This window comes from Amycolatopsis methanolica 239, assembly GCF_000739085.1.
Classification (GTDB): Bacteria; Actinomycetota; Actinomycetes; order Mycobacteriales; family Pseudonocardiaceae; genus Amycolatopsis_E; species Amycolatopsis_E methanolica.
Window position 1 is genome coordinate 4,619,578 of sequence record NZ_CP009110.1, and the last position, 17,219, is coordinate 4,636,796.

13 protein-coding genes and 3 pseudogenes are annotated in these 17,219 nt (G+C 70.4%); 8 read left to right on the top strand and 8 right to left on the bottom strand.

Translation table 11 applies throughout. The annotated features are described in order from the left end of the window. Window positions 1-21 precede the first annotated feature (21 nt). Together AMETH_RS22500 and purU are read left to right on the top strand one after the other, a co-directional pair. The gene (locus AMETH_RS22500) at window positions 22-1,395 is read left to right on the top strand and encodes an L-serine ammonia-lyase (protein ID WP_017983412.1); all 1,374 of its coding nucleotides are present in this window, start codon (window positions 22-24) and stop codon (window positions 1,393-1,395) included. Between the two features lie 11 nt (window positions 1,396-1,406). Continuing rightward, complete coding sequence (gene purU / locus AMETH_RS22505) at window positions 1,407-2,255, top strand: formyltetrahydrofolate deformylase (protein ID WP_017983413.1); 849 nt, start codon at window positions 1,407-1,409, stop codon at window positions 2,253-2,255. A gap of 249 nt (window positions 2,256-2,504) precedes the next feature. Here purU and AMETH_RS22510 read toward each other — a convergent pair whose 3' ends face one another. Next, window positions 2,505-3,293 (bottom strand): IclR family transcriptional regulator, encoded by a 789-nt coding sequence (locus AMETH_RS22510; RefSeq protein ID WP_017983414.1) that lies wholly within the window; start codon window positions 3,291-3,293, stop codon window positions 2,505-2,507. 120 nt (window positions 3,294-3,413) lie between these two features. Here AMETH_RS22510 and AMETH_RS22515 point away from each other — a divergent pair, with 120 nt between their 5' ends. Then, window positions 3,414-3,734, top strand: coding sequence for a bifunctional 3-phenylpropionate/cinnamic acid dioxygenase ferredoxin subunit (locus AMETH_RS22515; RefSeq protein WP_017983415.1), 321 nt, complete (start codon window positions 3,414-3,416; stop codon window positions 3,732-3,734). Further along, window positions 3,734-4,906, top strand: coding sequence for an NAD(P)/FAD-dependent oxidoreductase (locus AMETH_RS22520; protein WP_017983416.1), 1,173 nt, complete (start codon window positions 3,734-3,736; stop codon window positions 4,904-4,906). The genes AMETH_RS22515 and AMETH_RS22520 overlap by 1 nt, the downstream gene beginning before the upstream one ends. Window positions 4,907-4,910: 4 nt before the next feature. Here AMETH_RS22520 and AMETH_RS22525 read toward each other — a convergent pair whose 3' ends face one another. Beyond that, window positions 4,911-5,498, bottom strand: a complete 588-nt coding sequence (locus AMETH_RS22525) for a TetR/AcrR family transcriptional regulator (RefSeq protein ID WP_017983417.1) — start codon at window positions 5,496-5,498, stop codon at window positions 4,911-4,913. A 149-nt stretch (window positions 5,499-5,647) separates the two neighbouring features. Between AMETH_RS22525 and AMETH_RS22530 the strand changes: the two genes are divergently transcribed. The 4 genes from AMETH_RS22530 (at window position 5,648) to AMETH_RS37170 (ending at window position 11,316) form a co-directional block, all read left to right on the top strand. After that, complete coding sequence (locus tag AMETH_RS22530; RefSeq protein ID WP_017983418.1) at window positions 5,648-7,117, top strand: aldehyde dehydrogenase family protein; 1,470 nt, start codon at window positions 5,648-5,650, stop codon at window positions 7,115-7,117. Window positions 7,118-7,162: 45 nt separating this feature from the next. Beyond that, a complete protein-coding gene (locus AMETH_RS22535; protein WP_017983419.1) occupies window positions 7,163-8,683 on the top strand; it encodes an APC family permease in 1,521 nt (506 codons plus the stop codon). 11 nt (window positions 8,684-8,694) lie between these two features. After that, window positions 8,695-10,353: a choline dehydrogenase gene (gene betA, locus AMETH_RS22540; protein WP_017983420.1), complete on the top strand. Its 1,659-nt coding sequence runs from the start codon at window positions 8,695-8,697 to the stop codon at window positions 10,351-10,353. Between the two features lie 696 nt (window positions 10,354-11,049). Then, window positions 11,050-11,316: a CoA transferase gene (locus AMETH_RS37170; RefSeq protein WP_081617574.1), complete on the top strand. Its 267-nt coding sequence runs from the start codon at window positions 11,050-11,052 to the stop codon at window positions 11,314-11,316. Here the strand turns inward: AMETH_RS37170 and AMETH_RS22545 are convergent. The 6 genes and pseudogenes from AMETH_RS22545 to AMETH_RS22565 all read right to left on the bottom strand — a co-directional run. Continuing rightward, a pseudogene (locus AMETH_RS22545) lies at window positions 11,247-11,846 on the bottom strand (helix-turn-helix domain-containing protein); the annotation flags it as partial. The gene AMETH_RS37170 and the pseudogene AMETH_RS22545 overlap by 70 nt on opposite strands. Before the next feature lie 109 nt (window positions 11,847-11,955). Continuing rightward, window positions 11,956-12,230, bottom strand: a pseudogene (locus tag AMETH_RS37175) (transposase); the annotation flags it as partial. Between the two features lie 89 nt (window positions 12,231-12,319). After that, window positions 12,320-13,392: pseudogene (locus AMETH_RS22550) on the bottom strand (IS3 family transposase); the annotation flags it as partial. A gap of 192 nt (window positions 13,393-13,584) precedes the next feature. Beyond that, window positions 13,585-14,781, bottom strand: coding sequence for an acyl-CoA dehydrogenase family protein (locus AMETH_RS22555; protein ID WP_017983425.1), 1,197 nt, complete (start codon window positions 14,779-14,781; stop codon window positions 13,585-13,587). Further along, window positions 14,771-16,000, bottom strand: coding sequence for a CoA transferase (locus tag AMETH_RS22560; RefSeq protein ID WP_017983426.1), 1,230 nt, complete (start codon window positions 15,998-16,000; stop codon window positions 14,771-14,773). Before AMETH_RS22560 ends, AMETH_RS22555 begins: the two co-directional genes overlap by 11 nt. Next, window positions 15,997-17,217: an acetyl-CoA C-acetyltransferase gene (locus tag AMETH_RS22565; protein ID WP_017983427.1), complete on the bottom strand. Its 1,221-nt coding sequence runs from the start codon at window positions 17,215-17,217 to the stop codon at window positions 15,997-15,999. The genes AMETH_RS22560 and AMETH_RS22565 overlap by 4 nt, the downstream gene beginning before the upstream one ends. Between the last annotated feature and the right edge of the window lie 2 nt (window positions 17,218-17,219).

The following is a 17,219-nucleotide window of genomic DNA, read 5'->3' on the forward strand; positions in this document are numbered from 1 at the left end:
AACCCTACATCAGGAGGGACCATGACGGTCTCCGTCTTCGACCTCTTCAAGGTCGGCATCGGTCCGTCCAGTTCGCACACGGTCGGCCCGATGCGAGCCGCGTACCTGTTCGCCTCCCGCCTGGCGGACACCGGTCTCCTGCCGCGCACGGCGGGGCTGCGCTGCGAGCTGTTCGGCTCGCTGGGCGCGACCGGGCACGGGCACGGCAGCGTCAAGGCGGTCGTGCTGGGGCTGTCCGGGGAGCAGCCGCACCTGGTCGACCCGGTCGCCGCCGAGCCCGCGGTGACCGCGGCCCGGGCGGACGGCGCGATCTCACTGCTCGGCAAGCACCGGATCGCCTTCTCCGTCGACGAGGACATCGTGCTGCACCGCCGGAAGCGGCTGGACTTCCACAGCAACGGGATGGTGTTCACGGCCTTCGGCGACGGCGGCGAGGTCCTCGACCGGCGCGAGTACTACTCGGTCGGCGGCGGGTTCGTGCTCGACCAGGACGAGACCGGCCGCCGGGCGCTGGTGCCCGACCCCACCCCCGTGCGCTACCCGTTCACCACCGCTGACGGGCTGCTGGCCCGCACGCGCGAAACGGGCCTGCGCATCAGCGATCTGATGCTGGCCAACGAGTTGTCCTGGCGGGGCGAGGCGGAGATCCGCGCCGGGCTGCTGCGGATCTGGTCGGTGATGCGCGAGTGCGTGCACCGCGGCACACACACCGGCGGTGTGCTGCCGGGCGGGCTGAAGGTGCGCCGCCGCGCCAACGACCTGCGGGAGCGGCTGGAACGCGACTCGGGTGAGCCGGACGCGTTGCACGCGATGGAGTGGGTCACCCTGTTCGCCCTCGCGGTGAACGAGGAGAACGCGGCGGGCGGCCGGGTGGTCACCGCGCCCACCAACGGCGCGGCCGGGATCGTGCCCGCGGTGCTGCACTACGCGGAGAAGTTCCTGCCCGCCTTCGACGACGACGCGGCCGTGCGGTTCCTGCTCACCGCCGGGGCGATCGGGTCGCTGTTCAAGGAGAACGCCTCGATCTCCGGCGCCGAGGTCGGGTGCCAGGGCGAGGTCGGGTCCGCGTGCTCGATGGCCGCGGCCGGTCTCGCGGAGATCATCGGCGGGACCCCGGAGCAGGTGGAGAACGCGGCCGAGATCGGCATCGAGCACAACCTCGGCCTGACCTGCGATCCGGTGGGCGGGCTCGTGCAGATCCCGTGCATCGAGCGCAACGCGATCGCCTCGGTCAAGGCGATCACCGCCGCCCGGATGGCGGTGCGCGGGGACGGCCGCCACCACGTGTCGCTGGACAAGGCCATCAAGACGATGCGCGAGACCGGCGCCGACATGAAGGACAAGTACAAGGAGACCGCCCGCGGCGGGCTGGCTCTCAACATCGTGGAATGCTGAGGAGACAACCGATGACGCGCTCGTTCACGCTCACCCTGGACTGCCCGAACCGGACCGGGATCGTCCACGCCGTCAGCGCCTACCTCGTCGAGCACGGCGGCGACATCGAGGAGTACCAGCAGTTCGACGACCCGGTGCGCAAGCGGCTTTTCCTGCGCACCAAGGTCACCACGGACGCCGAGGTGGACCTCGGCGAGCTGTCCCGCGGCTTCGAGCCGGTCGCCGCGGATTTCGCCATGTCGTATGCGTTCCACCCGGACCGCAACGCCCGCGTCCTGGTGATGGTGTCCAAGCAGGGCCACTGCCTCAACGACCTCATCTTCCGCTGGCGCGCGGGCAGCCTGGGCGCGGACATCGTCGCGGTGGTGTCCAATCACGACGATCTTCGCCCGATGGCGGAGGCGGCCGGGTTGCCGTTCCTCCACATCCCGGTGACCCCGGAGACCAAGCCCCAGGCGGAGGCGCGGCTGCTGGAGGTGGTGGAGGAGTTCGAGGCGGAGCTGGTGGTGCTCGCCCGGTACATGCAGGTGCTGTCCGACCAGCTGTGCAAGGCGCTGCACGGCCGGGCGATCAACATCCACCACTCGTTCCTGCCCGGGTTCAAGGGCGCGAAGCCCTACCACCAGGCCTACGACCGGGGAGTGAAGCTCGTCGGCGCGACGGCGCATTACGTGACGCCCGACCTGGACGAGGGCCCGATCATCGAGCAGGAGGTCATCCGCATCGACCACACCTACGACCCACGCGCACTGCAAACGGTAGGCCGCGACGCGGAGGCGCTGGCGCTGTCCCGAGCGGTCCGCTGGCACTGCGAACGCCGCGTGCTGCTCAACGGCAACAGCACCGTGGTCTTCCCCTGACCCGCGACGACCTCGGGCCAGTTGCTGCACGCGGACCGTCGCCCGCTGCAGAGCGCGCGCCGCGCAGCCGGAGCCCCCGCCAACCGGCCGGCCCGTGCACTATGGACACCCTTCCCGCGGATCCCCAAACGCCAAGGCCGCGATGCCGAGGCACTGCGCTGCCCCGAGCACTCCGCTGGCACGTGGTCATCCCCCGGCCCCGCGGACCGGCCGGGCCGCGAATGTGCGCGCGGGCGGCCAGGTGGTCCGCTACCGGGGCCCGAGGTAGCCGACGCGGAAGCTGATCTCCTCGGCCCCGGCGACGATCTTCTCCGCGATGTCCGGATAGGACGATGGCTCCATCCGGTACGCCGGCCCGGAGACCGACAGCGCCGCGATCACGTCCCCGTTCGCGGCGCGGATCGGGGCGGCCACCGCGTTGAGCCCGACCTCCAGCTCCTCCACGGTGCACGCCCAGCCGCGCTCGCGGACCTGCTCCAGCTCCTCGGCGAGCTTGCCCCGGTCGGTGCGGGTGTTCGGTGTGAACGCGGGCAGCTCGGCCAGCGCGGCTTCCCGGTCGTCGTCGCCTGCCCAGGCCAGCAGGACCTTGCCACTGGACGTGGCGTGCAGCGGGGTGCGCTGGCCAATCCAGTTCCGCGCGGTCACCGCCGCCGAGCCGTAGACCTGCATGATGTTGGTCGCCTGATCCTGGTCCACCACGGCGACGTTCACGGTCTCGTCGAGTTCCGCGGCGAGCCGCTCGCACACCGCGCGGCTCTCCCGCGACAGGTCGAGCCGGGCCGTGGTGGCCCCGGCAAGGCGCACGATGCCGAACCCGAGGCGGTACTTGCCGCGCTCGCTGACCTGTTCCACCAGCTGCCACGCCTCGAGCGCGCCGACCAGGCGGAACGCCGTCGACTTGTGCACGTCCAGTTCCTGGGCGATCTCGGTGACGCCGGCCTCGCCCCGTCTGGCCAGGATGTCCAGGATGGCGATCGCCCGGTCCACCGACTGGACCTGACTCGCGGACCCGTTCGTAGAGCGCTCGTTGTTCCGCATACCGCAACTCTACTCACATGACACAATTTCCCACTTCCAGGCCTTGACCGCTCCCCCCGCACTGCCGCACTCTGTTGCGGATAGCACGTGTAGTTGTGCATTACACAACGGAGCCGCCTCATGATTTCCGTCTGCGCTCTCCAGGACCTCCCCGTCGGCGAAGCCGTCCGCATCGAAGCCGAGGTGCCGATCGCGGTGTTCAACGTCGACGGCACGCTGTACGCGATCGACGACACCTGCACCCACCAGGACGCCTCGCTGGCCGACGGCTGGCTGGACGGCTGCGCGGTGGAGTGCCCCCTGCACGCCGCCTGCTTCGACCTGCGCACCGGCATGCCGAGCGGGCCCCCGGCGAAGAAGCCGGTGCGCACGCACGAGGTCGTCGTGGTCGACGGGCAGATCTACGTCAACGTCAACGCGCCGCAGCGGATGGGGGTCTGATGCGCGTGATCGCCATCGCCGGCGCGTCGCTGGCCGGCCTGTCCACGGCACGCGCGCTGCGGGAGGCCGGCTTCGACGGGCGGGTGGTCGTCGTCGGCGACGAGCCGCACCGGCCCTACGACCGGCCGCCGCTGTCGAAGGAGTTCCTCGCCGGCACGATGTCCGCGGCCGACCTGGCGCTGGAGAGCGACGACGAGGACCTGGACGCGGACTGGTGCCTGGGCGCACGGGCCGTGGCCCTGGACCCGGCGCTGCGGACGATCGTGCTCGACTCGGGCAAGCGGATCACCTGCGACGGCGTCGTCCTGGCGACCGGTGCACGGGCCCGCCGCCTGCCGGGCTCGACGCCGGCGGGTGTGCACACGCTGCGCACCCTGGACGACGCGATCGCGCTACGGGCGGAGCTCGTCCCGGGCGCGCGGCTGGTGGTGATCGGAGCCGGGTTCATCGGCGCCGAAGTGGCCTCGACCGCGCGCGGGCTCGGCCTGGCGGTCACGGTGGTCGAACAGCAGGCCGTGCCGCTCGCCGGGCCGCTCGGCGCCGAGCTGGGCGGCGTGTGCGCGGCGTTGCACGGCGAGCACGGGGTCGAGCTGATCACCGGCGTCGGCGTGGCCGGGCTGACCGGCGCGAAACGGGTGCGGTCGGTGCACCTGACCGACGGCCGCGAACTGCCTGCCGACGTCGTGGTGGTGGGCGTCGGCGCGGTGCCGAACACCGAGTGGCTGGCCGGGTCCGGTTTGGACGCGGAGCGGGGCGTGCGCACGGACGCGCGGTGCGCGACCGGCATCCCGTCCGTGGTGGCGGTCGGCGACTGCGCGGTGTCGCACAACCCGTTCGCCGACGCCGAGATCCGGCTCGAACACTGGACCAACGCGCTGGAGCAACCGGCCACCGCCGCGGCGACCCTGCTCGGACACGAGCAGCTGCCCGGCCCGCGCGCGCCCTACTTCTGGTCGGATCAGTACGGGGCGCGCCTGCAGTTCGCGGGCCACCGCCGCGACGGCGACCGGATGGAAGTCGTCGACGGCGACCCGGCGGCGCGCCGGTTCACCGCCGTGTTCCGGCGGGGCGACCGCCCGGTGGCGGTGTTCGCGATGAACCAGCCGAAGGTGTTCGGCCGCTGGCGCCGCGAGCTGCGCGCCACCGCTCCGGAACCGGTCGCGGGCCGGTAACGACTCAGGAGGCAGGACCGGCGATCGCGCGGCGGAACAGCGCCTCGATGTCCGAAGGGGACGGTGTGCCGTCCGCGATCGCCAACTGCATCAGCAAACCGCAGAACAGCCCCGCGAGCAGGCGCCCGGTCAGCGCGTCCGTCCGGGAGCCGAACAGCTCGACCAGCGCGTCGTCCCACGCCGCGCTCACCGGCCGCAGCCGGGGCCGGTGCATGGCCGCCACGTAGAGGTCGTACTCGACCACCGTGTGCGGGCCCTCGTCACGCACGTACCGCATCACCAGCTCCGCCAGCGCGGCCGCGAAGTCCGCGTCCGGCGGCACGCCGCGCTCCCACTCCCGCAGGCGGCGGACGTTGTCCTCGGCCGCCTGGCTCAGCGCGACCTCGAGCAGGTCGTCCAGCGTCCGGAAGTGGTACGTGGTCGAGCCCAGCGGCACCCCCGCGGCCGCGGCGACCGCCCGGTGCGTCAGCCCGTCGATCCCCCGCTCCGCCACCACGTCGATGGCGGCGCGCGCGATCTTCGTGCGCCGTCCGGGATCGTTGGGACGCTGCCGGCGCGATCCGGCCGTCTGCCCAGACACCACCGCGCACACCCCTCACCTGCGAAGACACCCGGTTAACACGATCGTAGCCGACGAGTATGGACATCCGTACTCACTCTCATGTACAAATGTACGCACTGACGTGCCGCGCATCACATTCCCCGCGCCGGCGTTGCCCGCTACCGCATCGGAAAGGGCTCATGAAGGACCTGTACATCGACGGGAACTGGACCGAGGGGCGCGACGGGTCCCGCACCGACGTCCGCAACCCCTACGACGCCTCGGTCATCCAGACGGTCGCCCTCGCCGCGCCCGAGGACGTCGACCGGGCCGTCACCGCCGCGCGAGCGGCGTTCCGCCCCGGCTCACCGTGGCGCCGCACCACCGCGGGCGAACGCGCCGAACTGCTCCACCGCATCGCCGACCTGCTGGTCCGCGACCGCGAGGACATCGCCCGCACGGAAACCCTCGACACCGGCAAGACCCTCGCCGAGGGCCGCATCGACGTCGACGATGTGGTCGCGGTGTTCCGCTACTACGCCGCGGCGATCGCGCAGGAAGCCGGGCGCGTGGTGGACACCGGCAACCCGGCCGCGATCAGCCGGATCGTGCACGAGCCGGTGGGCGTCTGCGCGTTGATCGCCCCGTGGAACTACCCGCTGCTGCAGATCTCCTGGAAGATCGCCCCCGCGCTGGCCGCGGGGAACACGATGGTGCTCAAACCGAGCGAGCTCACCCCGCTGACCACCATCCGGCTCGTCGCGCTCGCCGAGGAGGCCGGTGTGCCGCCGGGCGTGGTCAACCTGCTGCTCGGCCCTGGCGCGGTCGGCGCGGCGATGGTCGAGCACCCCGGCGTCGACCTCGTGTCGTTCACCGGCGGGCTGGCGACCGGCGAGAAGATCATGGCCGCCGCGGCGCGCGGCGTCCGCCGGGTGGCGCTGGAGCTCGGCGGCAAGAACCCCAACGTGGTCTTCGACGACGCCGACTTCGACACCGCCGTCGACCACGCCCTCAACGCCGCGTTCGTCCACTCCGGACAGGTCTGCTCGGCGGGCGCCCGGCTGATCGTGCAGAACGGGATCCACGACCGGTTCGTCGGCGAGCTCGCCCGGCGCGCCGAGCGGATCCGGCTGGGCAACGGGCTCGACCCCGGCACCGAGTGCGGTCCGCTCATCTCCGCGCAGCACCGCGCGAAGGTCGAGGGCTACATCGCCGGGGCGATCGCCGAGGGCGCCACCCTGCACGCCGGCGGCGCGCGGCCGGAAGATCCCGCGCTGCGCCACGGTTTCTTCCTCCGGCCGACCGTGTTCGGCGACTGCACCCGCGACATGGCCGTGGTGCGCGAGGAAGTGTTCGGCCCGGTCGTCACGGTGGAACGGTTCGCCACCGAGGCGGAGGCCGTCGAGCTGGCCAACGACACCGACTACGGCCTCGCCGGCGCGGTGTGGACCTCCGACGCCGGCCGCGCCCAGCGCGTGGCCGGGGCGCTGCGCCACGGCACGGTCTGGATCAACGACTACCACCCGTACCTGCCCCAGGCGGAGTGGGGCGGCTTCGGCAAGTCCGGCATCGGCCGCGAACTGGGCCCGTCCGGCCTGCACGAGTACCGCGAGACCAAGCACATCTACCACAACATCGATCCCCGGCCGCAGCACTGGTTCAAGGGCTGACCGGGACTCCCCTCTCCACGCCGCAGTACTGAAGAGGAGGCGCGCGTGAGCACCAGCAACGACCACGGACTGTCCGAGTTCGGGTACCGGCAGTCCCTCGACCGCAGCATCGGCAAGTTCGCGAGTTTCGCCGCCGGGGTCAGCTACATCTCCATCCTCACCGGCACGTTCCAGCTGTTCTACTTCGGGTTCGGCACCGGCGGGCCGGCCTACTGGTGGTCCTGGCCGATGGTCTTCGCCGGGCAGATCGCCGTGGCCCTGTGCTTCGCCGAGCTGGCCGCCCGCTACCCGGTCGCCGGTTCGGTCTACAACTGGTCGAAGAGACTCGCCGGGCCCACCACGTCGTGGCTGGCCGGCTGGATGATGTTCACCGCCTCCGTGGTCACCCTGGCCGGCGTGGTGCTGGCCTACCAGGTCACGCTGCCACAGCTGTGGTCCGGCTTCCAGCTGATCGGCGACGGCGGCGGCGCACACGACTTCGGGATCTCCGCGGTGATCTGGGGCGCCGTGCTGATCCTGTTCACCACGGTGGTCAACGCCTTCGGCGTCAAGCTGATGGCACGCATCAACAGCATCGGCGTGTTCATCGAGCTGATCGCGGCGGTCCTGCTGGTCGTCATCCTCGCGGTGAACGTGGTGCGCGGTCCCGGTGTCTTCGTCGACACGCACGGGCTCGGCGAGGGGCACACCGGTGGCTACGCCGGCGTGTTCCTGGTGGCCGCGATCGCCTCGGCCTACGTCATGTACGGCTTCGACACGGCGAGTTCGCTGGGCGAGGAGACCGTCAACCCGCGGCGCACCGCGCCGGTGGCGATCCTGCGCGCGGTCATCGCGTCGTTCGTGATCGGCGGGCTGATCCTGCTGTTCGCCATCATGGCCGCGCCCGACCTGTCCGATCCGCGGCTGAGCACGTCGTCGGGCGGGCTGCAGCTGATCGTGCTGCAGGTGCTCGGCGGGCCGTTGGGCAAGGTGTTCCTGTGCTGCATCGTCGTCGCCATCACGGTGTGCGCGCTGGCCGTGCACACCGCCGGGATCCGGCTGATGTTCGCGATGGCCAGGGACAACGCCCTGCCGTTCGGGGTGCGGCTGGCCCGGATCAACGCCAAGACCGGCACCCCGGTGGTCGCGGCGATCCTCATCGGCGCGGTCGCGGTGGCGATCCTGCTGGTCAACATCGGCACGCCGCAGATCTTCACCGCGGTCACCAGCGTCGCGGTGGTGATGATCTACCTGGCCTACCTGCTGGTGACGGTGCCGATGCTGGTCAAGCGGGTGCGCGGCGGGTGGTCGGGCCGCGACGCGGGCGGTCACTTCTCGCTCGGCCGGTTCGGACTGCCGGTCAACATGGTCGCCGTGCTGTGGGGCGCCGGGATGTCCGTGAACCTGGCGTGGCCGCGCGAGCAGATCTACGGCGGCGGGGTGCTGCGCTGGATGGCCCTGATCTTCATCGGGATCGTCGCCGCGATCGGCCTGGCGTGGTTCCGGCTCCGCGGCTGCCGCCGCCTCGGCACGCTCCCCGAACACCAGGCCGACCGCGGCGACCGGCTCGTCGACGAGCTTTCCTGAGGAGGACGAACGTGAGCACCGAGAACTACGACTTCATCATCGTCGGCGGCGGCTCGGCCGGGTGCGTGCTGGCCAACCGGCTCTCGGCCGACCCGAAGGTGAAGGTGCTGGTGCTGGAGGCAGGCCGGCCGGACGCCAAGTGGGACGTGTTCGTGCACATGCCCGCCGCGCTGACCTTCCCGATCGGCAGCCGCTTCTACGACTGGGGCTACCGCAGCGAACCCGAGCCGTTCATGAACCGGCGGCGCATCTACCACGCGCGCGGCAAGATCCTCGGCGGGTCGAGCAGCATCAATGGCATGATCTTCCAGCGGGGCAACCCGATGGACTACGAACGGTGGGCCGCCGACCCGGGGATGTCCGGCTGGGACTACGCGCACTGCCTGCCCTATTTCCAGCGCATGGAGAACTGCCTCGCCGATCCACCGGACGGGCGCTGGCGCGGGCACGACGGCCCGCTGGAGCTGGAACGCGGACCGGCGTCGAACCCGTTGTTCCAGGCGTTCTTCGAAGCCGCCGAACAAGCCGGGTACCCGCGCACGGACGACGTGAACGGCTACCGGCAGGAGGGGTTCGCACCCTTCGACCGGAACGTGCGCCGCGGCCGCAGGCTCTCCGCCGCCCGCGCCTACCTGCACCCGGTGCGGCACCGGAAGAACCTGACCGTGCAGACCCGCGCGTTCGTGTCGCAGGTCCTGTTTCGCGGCAACCGCGCCGTCGGGGTCGAGTACTCGACCGGGCGGAGCGCGCCGCGCGAGGTGTACGGCAAGGAGGTCGTGCTGTGCGGCGGAGCGATCAACACGCCGCAACTGCTGCAGCTGTCGGGCGTGGGCAACGCGGCCGAGCTGCGCCGGCTCGGCATCGACGTGGTCCACGACCTGCCCGGCGTCGGTGAGAACCTGCAGGACCACCTCGAGGTGTACATCCAGTACGCCTGCAAGGAACCGGTGTCGATGCAGCCGCACCTGGCGACGTGGAAGCGCCCGCTGATCGGCGCGCAGTGGTTGTTCCTGCGGTCCGGCCCGGGCGCCACGAACCACTTCGAGGGCGGCGGTTTCGTGCGCAGCAACGACACCGTGGCCTACCCGAACCTGATGTTCCACTTCCTGCCGATCGCGATCCGCTACGACGGCTCGGTGCCCGCCGGTGGGCACGGCTACCAGGTCCACGTGGGACCGATGTACGCCGACACGCGCGGCAGCGTGAAGATCACGTCCACGGATCCGCGGCGGCACCCGGCGCTGCGGTTCAACTACCTGTCCACCGAGAACGACCGGCGCGAGTGGGTGGAGGCCGTGCGGGTGGCCCGCAAGATCCTCAACCAGCCCGCGCTGGACCGCTACAACGGCGGCGAGATCTCCCCCGGCCCCGGCGTGGAGACCGACGAACAGATCCTGGACTGGGTGGCGAAGGACGCGGAGACCGCGCTGCACCCGTCCTGCACGGCGAAGATGGGCGTCGACGACATGTCCGTTGTGGACCCTGGGTCGATGCGGGTGCACGGGACGGAGAGCCTGCGCGTCGTCGACGCCTCGGTGATGCCCTACATCACCAACGGCAACATCTACGCGCCGGTGATCATGACCGCGGAGAAGGCGGCGGACCTGATCCTCGGCAACACCCCGCTGGCGCCGATCAAGGAGCCCTTCTACCGGCATACCACCGGCTGAGGGGCACGCGGGCGTGGGTCGGCACCGTCCGCTCCACGCCGGTCCCAGCGGCGGTGTTCATGCCGACTCCAGTCGCCTACGACTGCCAGCCAGGAGGTGGTGGTCCGGACGCCGCGCCCGCGGACCCCACCCGTGATCCTGGTCCGCCCGATCAAGAGGCGGTCGACGGCCTCGACCGCGCGCGGCGTGCTGATCGCGTAGATGTCCTGTCCCGCGGCGGACACGCGGCCGTTCCACACCGCCGGAACCGACGACCACGCCGATGACGAAGGTCTGCGCGGAGCGGCCCGCTCGTCGACGGAGCCGACGCCACGGGGCCGGGCGCGGACACGTCCGCGGCCGCCTTGGCCGTCATGTAGGTGCCGTCGCCGACCGCGACCGCGGCCGTCCCCCGAGTCCCCGGGATCAGATCAGTCCCGGTACCGTCTACGGTTCGCGGACGCGATCACCCTCACCGCCGGTGGTTCGGTAGTGCTCTACGATCGCGCGCACCGGGTCGTCGCCTACTCGGTCCAGGGGTTCGAAATCGCCGAAGTCGGGCGGGACACGATCCTCACCAAGCGTACGCCCGACCAGCCGCAGTTGATGGTGTCCGCGTGTTCACCTGGGCCGGGATGCCCGATATCATGTCGAGGGCGTCGTGGGCCTGCTGGGCGACACTCGGTTGCGGGCCGTTCTGGCCGGTCTTGAGTGCCGATGGTCCGCGCAGGCCGATCTTGGCCGAGCCCATTCCCGCACTCCCAGTGCCCGGAGCGTGACCATCGACCTGAAGAGCCCGGAGGGGCAGCGGCGGTGCGCCTGGCGGCGAGCGCGGACGTGGTCGTGGACAACTTCCGGCCTGGTGTGCTCGACCAGCTGGGCGTCGGCTACGACATGCTCACCGAACAACGCCCGTCGAAGAACGCGGCCAGCGTGGCTTTGTCGTTGCCCGGCGCTGCCCAGACCAGTCTGCCGGTGTCGTGATCGACCACCACGGTGAGATACCGGTGATTCTTCTTGTAGCTGATCTCGTCGATCCCGATCCGGCGCAGCCCGGCCAGCCGATCAACCTGGGCGTCGATATCGGCCCGGACCCGGGTGATGATTGCCCCGACGGTCGGCCAGGCGACCCGCATCAGCTGCCGGACCGAGGTTCTCGACGACTGGGTCGCCAGCCACGCCACGGTGTCATCGAAGGCGCGAGTGTGCCCGGCACCATGGCGAGCCCACGGCACCGCGGCCACCACCACACCGTGCTCGCGGCACTGCACCCGCGGCGCGTCCGCCTCGACAAACGCCTGCACGGTGCCCAGATCCAGGGCACGCCACCGCCGCCGGCCCCGCCCAGCGTCATAGCGCGGACACCGCCGAGAGCACGCCCCGCACCGGTGTCGATCCCGCCGCCGCAACCGTACCCGGGCCACCAGTACCTGCTCGGCCTCGTCTAACTCCACTGATTCCACAACCGCGGGATGCACACCCAGCAGCCGACACCATACCCTGGCAGAGGGCACGTCGTTCTCCGTCTGTTCGTTTCTGTTCCTCGACAGCTCAGAAACCTAGACCCAGCAACGACGTGCCCCTTCTACCAGGTCAAACCCGGCCCACACATAGATCAACAGAGCCCTTTTTTGCCCTGACGGATGCTCCGTCCAGGACTGCGCGCGACCAATCGATCATGCCTTTGCCGCCCAGCTCGTCCAGCACTGCCTCGTGCAGCTGCCACCACAGCCCGGCCTCGGTCCACTCGGTGAACCGGCGATGCACCGTCGGTACGGTGACCCGAAGCTGGGCGGCAGATGACGCCAGGCACACCCGCTGGTCAGCACAAACACGATTGCGGTGAACACCACCCGATCGTCCACCCGTGACATTCCACCACCTTGTGGACGCGTCTTGCCCGGTGGAATGATGTCGCGGGGGCTGGTGCCCGACGAGTTGTGGGCGCTGGTTAAGCAGCTGGATCATGGGGGATGCGCGGGCAAGATCATGGCGTGCTGGACGAGTTGAAGTGAGACACGCTCTCAAACTCGATAGGTGGCAGGCCGCCGAGTCGGGGCTTGGTGGCGTCGGCGGTGGTAGGTGCGTTCGATCCAGGTGACGATTGCGAGTCGGAGTTCAGCGCGGGTTGTCCCGCGTTTCCGGTCGAGCACTTTTTTGGAGTAGGGCGAAGAAAGGATTCCATCGCGGCGTTGTCGCCGCAGGCTCCGACTCGGCCCATTGATCCGCGTAAACCGTGCCGCGAGTGTGGCGACGTATTTTCGGGATCGGAATTGGCTGCCGCGGTCGGAATGGACGTTTGTCGCCGTCGGTTTCCGGGTGACAATCGCGTGGCTCAGGGTGTTGACCGCAAGGTCGTAAGTCATTCGCTGGTCGATCGAGTATCCGACGATGTGGTTGGAGAAGACGTCTTTGATGGCGCAGAGATACAGTTTCCCTTCACTGGTGGGTGTTCCCTGATGTCGGTGAGCCAGCGCTGGCCGGCCGCGGTGGCGGTGAAGCGGCGAGTGGCGAGGTCGTCGTGCGCCGGCGGTCCGCTGTGCGGGTCGGGCCGCGATTCTTGGCGAACACGCTCCAGATCCGCTGCTTACGAGACAGACTCCCGCCCCGGGGGATCACCGCCGGCCACAACCGGGTCGCCCGCCTTCGTCGGCGATGAACCGGTAGCCGAACGCGGGGTCGTCGTGGTGAATGCCGTACGCGGCGTTGATCAGGTGCGCATCGTCCCAATCCCGCTGCGACACAGGATTCTTGCGCCATTGATAGAAGGCTTGAGTGGAGAAGCCCAGAACCCGGCAGGTCACCGCGACGGGTATTCCGTCGGCGGCGAGGTCGAGGACCAGCGGGTAGATTATTTTGGGTTGACATCCCGAGAGAGATACGCGACCGCGCGGCGCATCACGTCCGCTTCCTGCTCCAATTGCCGGATCCGCTTCTTCGTTTCCCTCAATTCTGCGGATTCCTGCCGGACACCCCGGGTGCGGCGCCATCGTCGATGTCGGCTTGCTTGAGCCAGCGATGCAGGCACCCTTCGGAAATCCCGAAGTCCCGGGCGATCTGCTCGCCACCCTCCTGCAACGCTTCGAGCCGTCTGCCCGACCCGGAACGGCTCCCGGGTAGCCGCTGGCGCGAACCGCCCAGCTCAGCTCCATCACTTCCTGGGTCCGGGCGCGCGACGGTGCGTTCAGCAACAGCTGCCTGCTCGATCACGGCAGGCGGCTAGCCGACACTTCCGCCGCGCGGCCCTTCACCTCACCGCAACTTGTAGTCCTCCAGGAGCCGGCGCCCGATGATCATCCGCTGGATGTCCGCGGTGCCCTCCCCGATCAGGAGCATCGGCGCCTCGCGGTAGAGCCGTTCGACCTCATACTCCTTCGAGAAGCCGTAACCGCCGTGGATGCGGAAGGAGTCCTCCACCACCTGCGCGCAGTACTCCGAGGCCAGGTACTTCGCCATCCCGGCCTCCAGGTCGTTGCGCTCGCCGAAGTCCTTCTTGCGCGCCGCCCGCACCATCATCTGGTGCGCCGCCTCGACCTTGGTGCCCATTTCGGCCAGGCGGAAGAGCACCGCCTGGTGATCGGCGATCGGCCGGCCGAAGGTCTCCCGCTGTTGCGCGTAGGCGACGCCGAGTTCGAACGCACGCCAGGCCACCCCGCACCCGCGGGCCGCGACGTTGACCCGCCCGACCTCGACGCCGTCCATCATCTGGTAGAACCCGCGACCGGGCTCGCCGCCGAGGATCTGCGAGGCGGCGATCCCGTAGTCGTCGAAGACGAGTTCGGTGGTGTCGACGCCCTTGTAACCCATCTTCTCGATCCTGCCCGGAACCGTCAGGCCCGGCGCCACCTCACCGAAGCCGGCGGGTTTGTCCACCAGGAAGGTGGTCAGGTTCCGGTGCGCAGGCCCGGCGCCGGCGCCGGTTTTGACCAGCACGGCGACCAGGGTCGACGATCCCCCGTTCGTCAGCCACATCTTCTGGCCGTTGATCAGGTACCGACCGTCGTGCGGGGTGGCGCGGGTGCGGATGGCGGACACGTCGGAGCCGCAGCCGGGCTCGGACATGGAGAACGCGCCGCGGATCTCGCCGGTGGCCATCTTCGGCAGGTAGTGGCGTTTCTGCTCCTCGGTGCCGTGGTGCATGAGCAGGTGAGCCACGATGAAGTGGGTGTTGATGATGCCCGACACGCTCATCCAGCCGCGGGCGATCTCCTCGGCCACCAGCGCGTAGGTCAGCAGCGACTCGCCGATCCCGCCGTACTCCTCGGGAATCGTCAACCCGAACAGGCCCAGTTCCCGCATCCCCTCGACGATCTCGGCGGGGTAGGCGTCGGCGTGTTCCAGTTCGGTCGCGACCGGGATGATCCGGTCGTCCACGAACGCGCGGACGGTCTTGAGGATCTCGTCCTGGACGTCGGTCAACCCTTCGGTCCGGCACAGTTCACGCGCCATCGCTCTCATCTCTCCTCGTCCTGATCAGCCCGTTGTCGGCGAGCCTCCCGATCTCCCGGCGGGACATCCCCAGCACCTCGGCCAGCGCCCACTCCGTGTCCGCACCGAACTCCGGCGCCGGCTCGGCCTCGCGGTAGCGCGAGTTCCAGCGCAGCGGCGAGGTGGCGGTGACCATCGGGCCTACTCCGGCCTGCTCGACCTCGGTGAGTACCGGTGACTCCGCACCCCGCCGCCAGGCCGCCACGACCTCCGAGGGCGAACGGAACTCGCCGGCCATCACCCGGGTGCCGCGCGCCGCCTCGAGCACCTCTTCCACGGTGCGCGCGGTGAACCACGGTGCGAGCACCGCCTCGATCAGGCCGCGGTGCCGGTACCGCTCCCCCTCGACGTCGAAATCGGTGCCGTGCACCGAAGACAGGGCCACGAACACCGCTTCCGTCCCGGTCATCCGCATCAGGTCCCGCCACTGGGCGCGGGTGATCGCCACCGCGACCACCCGGCGACCGTCGGCGCACGCGAAATCCACCCCGAACGCGCCGAACAGGTGGTTGCCGAGCCGGGGCCGGTCCTGGCCGGCCTCGGCCACCTCGGCGAACCAGCCCAGATGCGCCACGTGCGCCGCGGCCACATCGGCCAGGGCCAGCTCGACCAGGCACCCGTCACCGTCCACCGCCCGCCGGTGCAACCCGGCCAGCAGCCCGGACACCGCGAGCAGCCCGGTGGTGATGTCCCAGGCAGGCAGGACGTGGTTGACCGGACGGCGCGAATCGGCTGGACCGGTCAGCGCCGGCACGCCGTAGCGCGGGTTGACCGCGTAGTCCATGGCGGCCCGGCCGTCGGGATAGCCCTGGATGTGGACGTGCACGAGGTCGGCTCGGCGAGCGCGCAACCGGTTGTGGGACAGGAAATCCCGGCCGATCGTGTTGTCGACGAACAAGCCGGCGTGCGGGCCGGGGGCGGTGATCAACGCGGCCGCGAGTTCCTGGCCTTCCGGCACGCGGAAGTCGACGGCGACGGACTTCACGCCCTTGTTCATCCCGGCCCAGAACAGGCTCCGGCCGGTCCCGCTCAACGGCCACCGGCCCGCGTCCACCGGCCCGGTGACCGGGTCCAGCCGCAGCACCTGCGCCCCCATCTGCGCCAGCGTCATGCCGGCCAGCGGACCGGCGACGAAACTCGTGGCCTCCACGACCCGGAGCCCGCGCAGCGGAGCGGTCATTCGACCAGCTCCAGGACGGCAGCGAGTCCCTGGCCGCCGCCGATGCACATCGTCTCCAGGCCGTAGCGCGCCCCGCGGCGGCGCATCTCGTGAGCCAGCGTGGCCAGGATCCGGGCGCCGGTGGCACCGACCGGATGGCCAAGCGAGATACCCGATCCACTGACGTTGACCCGCTCCAGGTCGCGATCGGTGAGGTCCCATTCCCGGAAGCAGGCGATCACCTGGGCGGCGAACGCCTCGTTGATCTCCACCAGTTCGATGTCGGACAGTGCGAGGCCGGCGCGGTCCAGTGCCTTCGCGACCGCCGGTACCGGTCCGAGGCCCATGGTGCGCGGCGGCACCCCGGCCACCGCCCAGCTGACCAGGCGCAGGATCGGCGTGAGACCCAGCTCCGCCGCGGCGTCCCGGGTGGTGACGATGCACGCGGCCGCGCCGTCGTTCTGGCCGCTGGCGTTGCCCGCGGTGACGGTCGCCTCCGGGTCGCTGTTCACCATGACCGGCCGCAGTTCGCTCAGCGCGTCGAGCGAGACGTCGGGCCTCGGGTGCTCGTCGGTGTCGACGAGGGTGGCGGGCGCACCGCGACGGCCGGGCACGGTGACCGGCAGGATCTCCTCGGCGAAGCGGCCGTCGGCGGCGGCCTTCACCGCACGCTCGTGGGAGCGCAGCGCCCACTCGTCCTGTTCCCGCCGGGAGATCGAGTACTCGCGCCGCAGGTTCTCGGCCGTCTCGAGCATCCCGCCCGGCACCGGGTGGTCCTTCCCGCCGGCGGTCACCCGGGCCCGCGCGAGCCTGTCGTGCAGCCGGGGCCCGTCGCCCTTGACACCCCAGCGGATCTCGTCGGTATAGAACTCGACGTTGCTCATCGATTCGGCGCCCCCGGCGATGACGACCTCGGCGGCGCCGGTGGCGACGCTCATGGTGGCGTCGATGACGGCTTGCAGTCCGGATCCGCAGCGGCGGTCGATCTGCGCGCCTGGCACGGTCACCGGCAGGCCGGCGTCGAGCGCGGCGACCCGGCCGATCGCCGGGCTCTCCCCGCTGGGATAGCACTGCCCGAGACGCACGTCGTCGACCCGGTCCACCGGCAGGCCGGTCCGCTCGATCAGCTGCCGCAGGGTCTGCGCGGCGAGCTCGGTCGCCGACAGCGTCCGGAACGCGCCGCCGTAGCGGCCGACGGGGGTGCGCAGGGGGTGGCAGATGACGACCTCGTGGTTCATGG